We start from the raw sequence: 11,997 nt of genomic DNA, 5'->3' as shown, positions 1-11,997 counted from the left end.
CCAGCACGCTCTTACGCAGCATCGTGTTCATGAGGGAAAGCTCCATTCGGGGGTTGGCGCACAGCCCACCGACGGGGATCGGCCAAGTGGTGTGCGCAAGCACCGTCAGGCGCTCAAAAAGTCTTGGGGGATCCGGCGTGCGGGGCGAGGGCCTCTTCGTCGCGCCGGGACCATGTACAACGACCGGCGGCCCACCATCATTCCGGAGCCGGCCACCCCACCTCGCGGGGCTGCCTTCCTCAGCCGGCACCCCGTCGCGCGGGGGCGTCCTCCACGGTCGTTCACCCGGATACAACGACGCCCACCCCCCAGCCATTCCGCCGCCCGAGTGCCGCCGGCCACCTCGGAAACGGTCACGACACCCAACCAACCCCGGCCGGTGGAACACCATTGGTGCATCCGGGCCTCGGAGACACCGATGACGTTCCACCCAAGGCCCCACGCCCACGCTCGGTGGAAACGCCATGAAAGGTATCCGGGCGCCGGCGACATACATGACGTTCCACTCAGCCACTTGAGGTGAGCCGCGGAGTCGGACATTCACTCCGAGCCGGCGGCAGACGGCGTCGGGCAGGCCCGATCTTGGATGAGCCAGCGGTGTCGCGGGGGCGGGCTGGCCCCGGAACGCGTCAGGCCCGATCCGAGAGGACCGGGCCTGACCGAACCGTGCGCCGCCAGGGACTCGAACCCCGAACCCGCGGATTAAGAGCTTGATCTTGGTTGGGTCACCCGGTCTAACTCGAAAATCGAACCGTACGTAGACGCGCGGCAGCATCCCGCGTAGCGAAGCGGAGCGGGATGGGGTGTTGCCCTGGACCGTTGGTTATGCGGCGAGTTCGAGGGTGACTCGGTAGCCGAGGGCTTCGAGCTGGCTGACGTGGTTGCGTTTGCGGCGTTCGGTGTCGGTGCGGCTGAGGTAGAAGTCGGCCCCGAGGTCCCTGAAACGGGCTTCGGGGTCGGCCAGCAGGTGCCAGATGATGGTCAGAACGGAACGGCCCACGGCGACGATGGCGCGTTTGGCGCCGCGTCTTCGGGCGATGCGCCGGTAGCGTTCGCCGAGGAACGTGTTGGTCCGGGCGGCGGACACGGCGATCTGGCCCAGGACGCGGGCCAGGTACGGGTTGCCGTGCCCGGTCGACCCGCTGCCTTTCTTGCGTCCGGCGGATTCCTTGACGCCGGGGGCGAAGCGGGCCCATCCGGCCAGGTGCGCCGGGGTCGGGAAGCGGCTCATGTCCACGCCGATCTCGGCGATGATCGCAGCTGCGGCGGCCGGGCCGATTCCGGGGATCTCAATCAGCCGGGCCGCCGCTTCGGCGAAAGGGGCAAGCTGCGCCTCGATCCGGGCGTCGACCTCGGCGATGTCGGCCTCGATCGCCTCCACCCGGGCGATCATCTTGCCCAGCAGGAACGCATGGTGGTCGCTGAAGTGCCCGGTCAGCGCTTCCTCCAGGGCGGGGATCTTGCGGCGCAGGCTGGAGCGCGCCAACTGGGCCAGCGACTTGGGATCACGCCGCCCGGCGATCAGCGCGGCCATCATCGCCCGCCCGGACACCCCGAACAGGTCACTGACCACGACCGACAGCTTGATCTGCGCGTCTTCCAGCAACTTCTCGACCCGGTTGCGTTCGGCACCTGCCTGGGCCACCAGATCGACCCGGTAGCGGGTCAGGTCCCGCAGCATCCGGATCGGTGGCGGTGGCACGAAACTGGGTCGGATCATCTGCCGTTCGGCGACCTTGCACAACCACACCGCGTCCAGCTTGTCGGTCTTGGGCCGGCCCGGCAGATGCTTGACGTCGCGGGCGTTGACCAGCCACACCTCGAACCCGTACGCCTCCAGCAGGTAGAACGCCGGTTTCCAGTAGTCGCTGGTCGCCTCCATCACCACCCGGGTCACACCCAGGCCGCGCAGCCGCTCGGCCATCCCGGCCAGTGAGCGGGTCATCGTGGAGTACGTCTGCACCTCCTGCAGCCGCCGCCCCGGGCTGGCCCCGTCCGGCACCCGCACGCAGCACACCAGCGACGCCTTGCCGATGTCCAGCGCCGCGACCCGCGAGATGATCTCTTCCCGATCCCGCTTCTGCTCCAGCAACACACCCTCCCACCAGCACAAACACCACGGTGGTCGCTCGCGGCAGCCGCAGAACGGGTGAATCTAACTCGCGTGCTCGAAGCAACAGTGAAGGGCCCATAACGCAGCTACCAGCGCCCGACTAACCCACGACCTCTCACGGATCAAGGAACGACGACGTCAGCGAGCGACCACCGCCGATTTTCAGCCCGGAACGGGCCGCCCGCCAGAGGCGACAAGGACTAACCCGCCGTGTGAGTCCATCTGTTCGCTGTCATGGCCCAATTCGATCGAGTCGGCGTCCAGTCAGTCCACCCAACCAGGGACCCGTCCACGGCGCCCGAGCACCCACCGAGCACCGGGCGAGACGGCCAACCGATCTTGCAGGTTGGTAGGAACAATCAACCCTGTCCCATCACAGTCGGGAGCCAGTTAGGCGCAAGGCTCGGTAAAAGACGGTGGCGCTTGCCGTCACACCAGATAATTACTGTTCCAACGTAGGAGATCTGTGTAGGCCGCGATGGCGGCGTACAGATCCTCACGCAATCCGGCCATGGTGATTAGCCGGGACGCACGGGTTCGACGGTCCACTAATTGCCACTCAACTCGTCGGGTCTTGCCTGGCCCATCAGGGCGCGGATAAGCATCACCAATGACACGTATGATACTTCCGTGTGCTAACTCGTTTCGACGCCTCACAGCAGCCCACAGCGTCTCGCGCGGAAAGCTGCTGTTTGCTTCCAAGTAGCCGCCACTTGACAGAAGCGACTCGACCCGATTTAGTCGTTTGCCGATCATCCACTGGTCTATCTCACGTTGACGCCTTTCGGGATCGCCTGGCCTCTCTAGCTGCAGGATAACGTCTCCGAGAAGATCTTCTAAGACAGTGCTCTGAGTTATAACGAGACCTCGCCGTTCATCAAGTGCGCTGCGTTCAGCAACCTCTTCCCAATCAAGATCGGCCGCATCGTGGAATGATAGGAGAAGGTCGTAGTCGGAGAAGACGCTCAAAGGTTCGTCCGATTCGTCGTCGAACGACACCTCCACGACCTCAACCGACATCTCCTCAAGGGTTCGGATGCTGTTCTCGTCCAGCATCCCGGCATAGACCCAGTCAACGCTGTACGAACAAGTAAGGTCGGGATAATCTGGCGTTCGAAAGTGGCAGCGCCAACCATTAGCATTGGGAACCAACTCCGAACTCTCGCGTTGCACATCACCGTGCCGTGGGCACCGCATGTGTGCGACGGACGAAACCACTTGCCAGCGACGAAGTAGCACAACTTGCTCAAGAGTAAAGGGTGCATGCACCTTTGGCGTATGGGTCGGAAGTCCCAGAACAATCCGGAGGGCCACGCGATATCACCACCATCTAGTACCGAAGGGCCAACTCGGCGGGAACCTGCCGCTACTCCTACGCTGCCACAGCACCACCATCGCGCATAGGTGGCTATGCCACTTGGACCTCGTTGATCTCGGAATATACCAGCTTTTCGAGGGCGTTCCGGAAGCCAGGAAAGTCAGTGGGCGGTTCAGTGGGGCTCATTCCGCAAGCCGCCTGATAGCGGCGATGGCTGCGCGACCGTGCTGGCGGTCATCGACAAGCGGATGTAGCAGGTCAGCAGATGCTGCCGTGCCGACCTCGCCCAAGACTTGAATGATGAAGTCTGTCCGGTCAAAGAAAGCGTGGGGGTGAGGGAACAGCGAGATGAGCTGGTCTTCATGTTGGAGACTCCACTCGCAGATGAGCCGAACATCAGTGCGACCCGTCTCGATCATCCTCTTGATGAGTGGCAGCTCTTCTGGCTCGCGATAGTGGTCCGACCCAGTCATCCAGAAAAGCGCATCTGCCGCTGCAGGTAGAGCTTCCGAACGGAGCTTCGCCCAGCTCGCCGCGTAGTTTTTAGTCGGGTCGACTCGATGGGTCTCGGCGCGGTAGGTCCAGAACAGGATTTCGCCGAGAGTCTCCCATGCGCGAGAGGCGTCATTCTTGGGTTCAGCAAGTTGCGGCGGCTCCGCTACGTGCTGGGCCCAGCCTTTGATGCTAACTCGATAGTTTGCGGCGGTCTCTTGCACCCCTGGCCCTACTATCAAGCGTGTCGCCCAACGCTCGAACGCTGGCAACGTCGAGGGGTCTTCAAGTTGGATCAGCTCTCTCAGTAATGTGTCCATGAAGAATGTCGAAGTCTCGTCGGCGAATGCAGCAATCGTTAGCAGTTGCGCTTTGGCGGCGCTTGCCAGTTCCTCGATCGCCGCGCAATACGGGGCGGCGATTGGATCCTCGAACTGGCTGCTATAAATCCCGTAAGCCGCATTGCTGCTCACTTTCGTTCTCGGCGATTGAATGATGGCTTGGATGGCTTCACTTACGAAGCCGTGATCATTTTGCTCCTCGATAAGCCCAAAGGAGTACATCGTTTCCACTAGCTGACTGGAGATGAAGATGTGCTTTGGCTCAAATTTCAAAAGCTGACCGATGATGTCATCGCGTATCGGACCGCCCTTGACCATCTGCGAATACCGTCGCACGGTGTCCAGGCCGTCAAGTTGTATGTGATAGGCCTCACTCGCCAAGCAAAGTCGGAGGAACTCTGGTAGGAGGGCACTGGCTGCTGGATCGTTCGTTGACCGCAGGAGATGGCACAACAGGAGTAGACGTCCGTAGGTCTGATCCGTAGTCGCAGCGAGGATCTCCGCTAGACTTTCGACCGCAACTTGATTCTTGCCGCTGTTATGCCGGTACCAGTTATCCATGCCAGCGTGGTTGACGGCGTCGAGTACCACTGCCGCTGGCACTTTGGTGTGATTTCCGAATCCCCGCAGGGTACAACTCACGACTATGCTCGGCGGCGGTCGAGTTCCTTCACGCTGCTGCTGGACGGCTACGGACCGCCGACATGCGCGGTCGGTCGCGTCGATGACTTCAACGACGAGGCCCAGCGAAAGACCGCGCGGCGCGAGTGTGCCGAGCGCTCCGAGCACGGCAATGTCAGCTGGCGACAGCTCTGTGCCGTTGACTACCTCCAGCTGGAGTCCCTCGCCAAAGAATCTGTATTCAGTTCGGTCTAGGTCGTTGACGACCGTCCGAGTAACGCGTCGCGCCGCTGACGCGCTAACCCTTGATGCCAGCTCGCCTGCGGCGCCCGTGAGCGCAGTTGCGTAGAGACGCCGGTCATGCATCGCGTCCAGTAGGTGGGTCAGTCGGGGCAGATCGTCTTCCAGTTCGATCACAAGCGCCGTGAGGTCGTGGTTCCGTGGCAAGCTGAGCTGCGCGGCAAGCTCGGTTGCCGCCGCAGACGCGAGTGACAACTCCTCGGCCACGAGGTACCGGCCGATTAGTTCATGGCTGAATGCGACGCGGCCGCCACTGAGTTCCAGAACGGAACACCGCATCACATCGTCTAGGACGCCGATCGGTGCCCCAATGTCGTTCAAGTAGCGCTCGATAACTCGTACGGCATCGTTGACGGGCAGTGAAACGACAAGGCGATGACCCATCGTGCTGGCGATGCGCCGAAGTGCCTGGCGGCAGATGGCCGGTGCGGAACGATCGCGCAGGCGGCGCCGCAGGAATGCGGCGAATAGTTTCGCCCGGGTCGGCGAGCCGTCGATTTCGAGGGCACATTCTGCGGCGATAGCCAGTTCGTACGCGCTTGAAAATGGCTCGCATTTATCTTCGATGGTCGGCGCGCCGTACGCGGTGAGCAGGGCGACACGCTGGTCTGATGACAAGGCTGTCGTTTGCACCGTGGTTGCCCCAGTTTTAAGCGGAGGTGACGGCACGGACTGGCTGGTTACCAACACGAGGGGATCGAGGCGAAGGTCTAACGCCCTCACGTCTCCAGCGAACTGTTCACGCATTGCTTCTGGGCATTCGTTCAGTCCATCCAAGACGATCAGAAGTCGGCGCCCAGTACGTCCGATGGCCTCCTCTAACTGCGTAAACGTTTTCGTGCTGAAACGGGCTACACTCCTGTTCAGCAAGGTCGACAGTCGGCCGTCGTAGCTTCGGACGGCCACCCAAACAGGTACCAGTTCATCGGACATAGCCAGCGTGGAATGCCGGGCGAGATGGCTCTTCCCGCTGCCAGACTGCCCGGCGAGCAGCACCATGCCGGCGTCGCCGGCGAGCCTCACAACCTCGTCGTGCAGGATGTCGTTGCCGTCAGCGACGAGCGACAGCGGAACTAGCGGCGGCAGGCCGGCGCTATAGAAGTCGCGGTATCGGCGGAGATAGTCCTCGACCTCCAGCGCTCGATCCTCGGATGAGGGGCCGGCGTCGCCGATCGAGGATTTGGCGTTCGTCAACGATCGCGCCCTTATGAACTCGTCCCAGTGTCTCCGCCTCCATGGCGCTGGGTCGCCATCTGACAGCAGCAGCTGCACGAAGGCTGGGTAGCCCAGTGTGCTGACCCTGTAGTCAGATGGCACCCGCGATTTCGGGTCGAGCGTCGGGAAGACAACCACGACAGTGTCGATGTGCTTGTAGAACTTGTCTCGTACCGGTCCGGGTAGACCTGTCGCCACGAGGTCGTGCATATCGTCACTGATGGCGTACGTGCAGGCAGCGGCCTGCATATATGGATTCTGCCGCTCAATCAGACGCAGCGAGCCATCCTCGTCTTGAGTACTCCACGGCCCGTTCGTGCTGCCAACGAGTATCCCCCGGTAGCCCTTCAACTCAACGTGGCAGACACGAGCATCCGTCACAATGAGAAAGTCCACCTGCCGCGCCCCACGCCCGGTATAGAAGTTCGCCAGCACGAGCGCAGAGACGCCTCCCCGGTCAAGATCTGCCTGCAGCGCTGCGAGAAATTGCAGCTCAGACCGTTCGAGAGGCTCGTCTCCCCAGAAGATGTCGATGCTCGCGGCCATCAGCTTCCACCATGCGTGAAAAAGACACGACGACAAGACGTCAGGGTGACTGAGAGTACGCTGCATCTATGACAGCCACCACAGCTGATGCGATTGTCCAGCATCAGCAGGGCAGACCGAGCCGCCCAGTCCGTCCTCCTGGAGGCCCAAACGTCCACCGAGCCAGCGTCAACGAAGGCGTGCCGCCGATCGGCCAGGCTCAGCGTCACGGCGACACCTCCTCGGCGCCGGCGCCACTTGCCTTGCCTGAACCTGACGGGTGGGTGCCTGGAGGGCTACGACGCGCGGGCCGTGAGGGTTCCGGTATCGCGTGAGCCCGGCGTTCGGGCATTCTGTGCTCATGCTCGTGGTTGTGGCCCCGCTATCGGGTTCCTCGGACTCTGGCTGGTTCCGGTGGATGCCCGTGGCGTCAGCCGTCGTCGCAGTGTTCGCGCTGCTGGTTGCGCTGTCAAACCGCAACACTTCACGGCGCGCGTTGGCCCTTTCCTTGCAGCAGGAGGAACGACGGGCGGCCCGGTTGACCGTCACCCTTGATGACTCCGCATCATGGCGTCGTCGGGACGCGCCACGGTGGGTCGGCATGAAGATCCTCGCGGTCAACCCCACTGACCGTGATGCCGCCGTTGTCAGCGCTGATCTGCACATTGCCTACACCCTGCAGTCCGGCCATGCCATGACGGTCAAGGTTCGCCACGAGACCACCGGCGATGCGTTCCCGAGTGAGGTGGATGCTCTGGACCTGCCTGCGCGGCTGCAGGCCAACGGCGCGGTCGCCGGTTGGCTGACGTTCCGGCTACCTGCCGACTTGTTCCCCGCGGGTGCAGGGATCCATCGTTATGACGCTGTTCTGCAGGACAGTCGGGGTATCGCCGCGACGATCAGCGCGTCTGTTCTACGAGAGGTGGGTCATGATCAGAGGGCGGACGACCAGGAAACGGCCGACGAGACGGAGCGTTGATCCTTTCGACATCGTGCCCGTCGTCGCGGACGGATCGATTGCTGGCCCGTTCGCTGACGGCCGGATGGTGCCGTTGGTCATCATCGATACCGCCGGCCGTCCTGACATCGATGAACTAGTCCGGCTACACGATCACCTGTCGCCTGGTGATGTCACATACAGGTGGGGCCAGGTAGACCGCGACGGCGATCAGGTAGCCCTCTCGCTACAGTTCATCCGGCCGATCGAGGTTCGCGCGACCCTGTTGTTCAGCATCGAGCACGAGGGCATCATTGTTGACGCCGCTCTCAGTAGCCGGGCAATCTACCTTCAGCCGGGTCGGCCCGGCGACCGCCTGAAGCATGATATTTACCGACCGAAGATCCTCATCGAGACGCCCGACGACGATTTCCGGGACCGATGGGAAGGTGTCGTGATGCAGCGCCTGGCCAAGGTGATACGCCGCCGGAAGCGGATGCCACGCGCAGAAGCGCGTCAGCTGGCCGCAGAGTGGCTTGACCAGTCGCGCAGCCTGAGCCGGTTTCGAATGCCAACGTGAGGCAGTATCCGCCTCTACATAGGCAGGGCGGCCGACTCCTGGCCACAGGGTCCGCGCCGCCACGGTGACGGCTCGGGTGATCTGCGGATTCCTCTTCATCGAGAAGACCTGATACTGCGTGGGGCCAGCCGGGAACCTCGTGCGCTGGCCCTTCGCAGTATCAGGTGGTAGGCCTGCGGACTATGCCGGCCTTGCGGTGCCACCGCGTCGTTGGACGACGGCGGCGGTTGCTTCGGCAGCGGCGTGGGACAGCTCCGGCAGGACATCGCCGTAGAACTTGGCGGTGAAGTGCGGGCTGGAGTGGCGGAGCCGGTTAGAGATGATCTTCATCTGGACGCCGGCGACGAGGCCCATGGTCGCGGCGCCGTGGCGCAGGTCGTGCAGGCGGATGGGTGGTAGTCCGGCTTGGGTAGCGAGGTGGTGGAAGTGATCGGTGACATCGGCAGGATGTAGCCGACCGCCTGTCGGGGTGGTGAACACCAGGCCAGTGGTGGTCCAGGCAGCACCTGCGGCGAGGCGTTCGCGGTGTTGCCGAGTGCGGTGGGCGCGCAGCACCGCGACGGTCTCGGTGTCGAGGGCGACCGCGGCTTCGCTGTCGGTGGTTTTGGGTGTGTCGATGGCGGTGGTCCAGCCGTGTTGGACGAGTTGCCAGCGGACGGTGAGGGTGGCGGCATCGAGGTCGAGGTCGTCCCAGTGCAGGCCGCAGGCCTCGCCTCGGCGCAGGCCGGTGAAGGTGATGAGGTGGTAGAGGGCGTAGAGCCGGTCATGGGCGTCGTAAGTGTGGTCGAGGAATCTGCCGGTGTGTTCGGGGGTCCAGATCATGACGGGGCTGGGGGTCTTGCCGGTGTCGCGCCAGGTTTTGACGCGTTGCTCGGTCCAGACGGTGGGCTTGGGTGATCGGGCTGTCGGTAGTTCGACCATGAGGGCGGGGTTGGTGTCGATGTAGCGGTGACGGCGCATCGCGTCGTTGAGGGCCTTGCGCGGGGTGGCGTGGATGACGTGCAAGGTTCTGGGGCCGACGATCCGCTGGTTCTTGACCTGATCGCGCTTGGCGGGGTCGCGGCTGGCGCGCAGGGTGGCGATGGTGGTGTTGCGTTCGGCGATGGCGTTATACATGGCGTCGATGTGGCCGGGGCGGAGCCGGTCGATGCGCAGGTGACCGAGGTGCGGGATCAGGTACAGCCGGATGTGGCCTTCGTAGGAGCGCAGGGTGCCTGTCTTGATGTTCTTGCGTCCGGCGAGCCAGTCGGTCAGGTACACCTCCATTGTCGGAAGTTCGGTCGGGGTGATGTCCAGGTGCAGCGCCCGCCGAACCTGATCCGGGCCGGGAACGGGCGCTCCAGTCTTGACGGCGGCCTCGATCAGGTCACCGGTCTTGACGGTGGCGTGCGGGTCGGTGGGGTCGGGGACGGCGAGCGCAGCCCGGATACGGTCCAGGACGGCGTCCGCGTCGGCCTGGGTGGCGTACGGGCCGTGGCGTAGGGGGCGGCGGGTGCCGTCGGCGCGGGCGGGCACTTCGATCTGCCAGTGCCAGTGCCAGTGCCAGTGGCCGTGGGTGCGGGACCAGCCGCCGCCGGGCCGGCGAAGCTGGGGGCAGGAGCGTCCCAGTCGCCGGCCCGTGACGCTGTCGCGGCAGCCGCAGCGTTTGAAGGTGGATCCCTTCACTCATCGTCTCCTGGATGCTCTCTGTGGTGCCGCCAGCGGTGTCGGGTGGAATCCGCTGGTGGCGGGGTCATCGCATCCACGCTCACCTTCGCGTCGGCTTCAAGTCGTTGGCCGCCGGTCGTGGCGGGATCGGGGTGGAGGAGGTGGAGCAGGGCGGCGACCGGGACGATAATGCGGCTGCCGGCCCGGATCAGCGGTACGGGGAACTGGTCGGTGGCGGCGAGCCGGTACGCCTGAGATCGGCTGATCCCGAGCACCGAAGCGGTGGTGGCGAGGGTGGTGGTCACGCCGAGGGCACGGATGCGCTCGATCGTCCACACCTCCCCGACGCTGCGCGCGGTGGTGGTGCTCTCGGTCGTGGCACGGATGGTTTGGTCAACGGGGTTCGTGGGGCTGTTCATGATCAGGCTTCTCCTGGTCGTGAAATGGATGGCTGTTCGGTCCGAGTGGGGTGATCCCTCCGGGGTCGACCGATGCAGAGGTGCCTGTTCCGTCATCGCTCCGCCGGGCCGGCGACAGAGGCGGTGGCGTCGGGTTGGTCGGCGTGACCGGGTCGACGGTCGTTTCGGGCGGTGCCGACGACTCGGTCTTGAGGATCTTGAGGAGTTCGGATAGGCGGGTGTTGGAGACAGTGTGACCTGCTGCGCGGAGGGCTTCGGCGAGTGCCGCCCGGGTTAGTGCCTGCCCGTCCGTCTCTGCGCCGCGTCCGTTGCTGTTCCTTGACGTGGACGGCACCCTTATCCCGTTCGGGACACCCAGGGCGGCTGGGCCGGGCATGTCGCATGGCCACCGCCAGGCGCCGGCTCTACCGGCCGACGCCCATCCCCTGCTGCACAAGGTCAATCCGGAACACGGCCGCCGGCTGAAGGCCCTGCCGTGTGATCTCGCGTGGGCGACGACCTGGATGAGCGACGCGAACGACATGCTCGCGCCCCTGCTCGGGCTACAGCCTCTGCCGGTCGTGGACTGGCCCGACTCCGACGAGGTGGGTGTCCTGCACTGGAAGACCCGTGGGCTGGTCGAGTGGGCGCAGGGACGTCCCTTCGTGTGGGTCGACGACGAGATCTCCTACGCCGATCAGGAGTGGGTGTCGACGCATCACCAGGCTCCGGCTCTGCTACATCGGGTCGACCCACGTCGCGGGCTGACCGAGCGCGACTTCGCGGTCATCGAGAGCTGGCTCATGCAGACGCGGTAGGCCGAGCTCCATGCCATCGCAGTCGCCGTGCTTGACGGGCTGTCTGGCCACTCGGGACTGGCGTTGGCGATCGATGCGCCGGAACGGCAGCACCGTTAGCTGGCTGAGCCGCTCTACGGGGACGGAACGTTCGGAAGCAGGTCGTCGTCGCGGCCGGTCTGGGGTAACCCGGCGGCAGTCGCGATGGCCTCGACGGCCTCGTCCAGTCCGGCGGTCCCGGGGAGGACGAGTTCGTCGGGCCAGCCCAGGACGTCGTGGGCGGCGTACCAGCCGCTCATGTCCTCGGCGGTGAACTCGGTGGCCTGCGGGCGGGTGAGGTGCCGGCGCAGGGTCTCGGGCAGGGACACGTCGAGGTAGCAGAACAGCGACCGGCCGCGGTGGCCGTCCCGCAGGGCGGTCAGCATGCTGCGGTAACGGCCGGTGTACATGATGCCTTCCAGCACTACGTGGTAGCCGTGGTCCAGCGCAAACCGAACGGTCTGCGCGATCAGCGCAGGCGCGATGCCGCCGGACTTGTCCCGTTCGCGCAGCAGGGTGCGGCGTAGGTAGTCCTGCTCGACCAGGGCGCAGCCCCGGCCGTGCCGGCGTCGTAGCTCGCGGGCGATGCTGCTCTTGCCCGAGCCGGAGTTGCCTCGGATGCAGACGACGATCGTGTCCGGGCTGCCAGTGGGTTCAGCGCGCACGATGCCTCC

Annotated in this window: 9 protein-coding genes; 3 read left to right on the top strand and 6 right to left on the bottom strand. The window is 64.4% G+C overall.

The window, feature by feature from the left end; all coding sequences use genetic code 11:
* Window positions 1-823: 823 nt before the first annotated feature.
* From B0E53_RS11505 to B0E53_RS11500, 3 genes are all read right to left on the bottom strand, one after another.
* The gene (locus tag B0E53_RS11505; RefSeq protein ID WP_107076037.1) at window positions 824-2,095 is read right to left on the bottom strand and encodes an IS110 family transposase; all 1,272 of its coding nucleotides are present in this window, start codon (window positions 2,093-2,095) and stop codon (window positions 824-826) included.
* 447 nt (window positions 2,096-2,542) lie between these two features.
* Complete coding sequence (locus B0E53_RS36970; RefSeq protein WP_146167645.1) at window positions 2,543-3,169, bottom strand: hypothetical protein; 627 nt, start codon at window positions 3,167-3,169, stop codon at window positions 2,543-2,545.
* A gap of 444 nt (window positions 3,170-3,613) precedes the next feature.
* Window positions 3,614-6,946: an NERD domain-containing protein gene (locus B0E53_RS11500; RefSeq protein WP_168215295.1), complete on the bottom strand. Its 3,333-nt coding sequence runs from the start codon at window positions 6,944-6,946 to the stop codon at window positions 3,614-3,616.
* A gap of 424 nt (window positions 6,947-7,370) precedes the next feature.
* Here B0E53_RS11500 and B0E53_RS11495 point away from each other — a divergent pair, with 424 nt between their 5' ends.
* Together B0E53_RS11495 and B0E53_RS11490 are read left to right on the top strand one after the other, a co-directional pair.
* Window positions 7,371-7,904 carry a hypothetical protein gene (locus B0E53_RS11495; protein ID WP_146167644.1) on the top strand — a complete coding sequence of 178 codons (534 nt, stop codon included), beginning with the start codon at window positions 7,371-7,373 and terminating at the stop codon, window positions 7,902-7,904.
* Between the two features lie 13 nt (window positions 7,905-7,917).
* Window positions 7,918-8,442, top strand: a complete 525-nt coding sequence (locus B0E53_RS11490) for a hypothetical protein (protein ID WP_107076034.1) — start codon at window positions 7,918-7,920, stop codon at window positions 8,440-8,442.
* 180 nt (window positions 8,443-8,622) lie between these two features.
* Here B0E53_RS11490 and B0E53_RS11485 read toward each other — a convergent pair whose 3' ends face one another.
* Together B0E53_RS11485 and B0E53_RS11480 are read right to left on the bottom strand one after the other, a co-directional pair.
* The gene (locus B0E53_RS11485; protein ID WP_107076033.1) at window positions 8,623-10,107 is read right to left on the bottom strand and encodes a site-specific integrase; all 1,485 of its coding nucleotides are present in this window, start codon (window positions 10,105-10,107) and stop codon (window positions 8,623-8,625) included.
* Window positions 10,104-10,508: a hypothetical protein gene (locus tag B0E53_RS11480; RefSeq protein WP_107076032.1), complete on the bottom strand. Its 405-nt coding sequence runs from the start codon at window positions 10,506-10,508 to the stop codon at window positions 10,104-10,106. The genes B0E53_RS11485 and B0E53_RS11480 overlap by 4 nt, the downstream gene beginning before the upstream one ends.
* 308 nt (window positions 10,509-10,816) lie before the next feature.
* On the opposite strand from B0E53_RS11480, the gene B0E53_RS11470 reads away from it, so the two are divergent.
* The gene (locus tag B0E53_RS11470; RefSeq protein ID WP_107076031.1) at window positions 10,817-11,305 is read left to right on the top strand and encodes an HAD domain-containing protein; all 489 of its coding nucleotides are present in this window, start codon (window positions 10,817-10,819) and stop codon (window positions 11,303-11,305) included.
* Between the two features lie 113 nt (window positions 11,306-11,418).
* Here B0E53_RS11470 and B0E53_RS11465 read toward each other — a convergent pair whose 3' ends face one another.
* Window positions 11,419-11,988: a kinase gene (locus tag B0E53_RS11465; RefSeq protein WP_107076030.1), complete on the bottom strand. Its 570-nt coding sequence runs from the start codon at window positions 11,986-11,988 to the stop codon at window positions 11,419-11,421.
* Window positions 11,989-11,997 lie beyond the last annotated feature (9 nt).

The sequence above is a fragment of the Micromonospora sp. MH33 genome, from assembly GCF_003013775.1.
Classification (GTDB): domain Bacteria; phylum Actinomycetota; class Actinomycetes; order Mycobacteriales; family Micromonosporaceae; genus Micromonospora; species Micromonospora fulviviridis.
The sequence above is the reverse complement of the archived record's forward strand: the minus strand, read 5'-3'. Positions and strand labels throughout refer to the sequence as shown.

Bases quoted from the DNA above. Each gene is read 5' to 3' on its own strand.
- B0E53_RS36970 (WP_146167645.1), bottom strand. From the start codon at position 3,169: ATGCTGGACGAGAACAGCATCCGAACCCTTGAGGAGATGTCGGTTGAG.
- B0E53_RS11500 (WP_168215295.1), bottom strand. From the start codon at position 6,946: ATGGCCGCGAGCATCGACATCTTCTGGGGAGACGAGCCTCTCGAACGG.
- B0E53_RS11480 (WP_107076032.1), bottom strand. From the start codon at position 10,508: ATGAACAGCCCCACGAACCCCGTTGACCAAACCATCCGTGCCACGACC.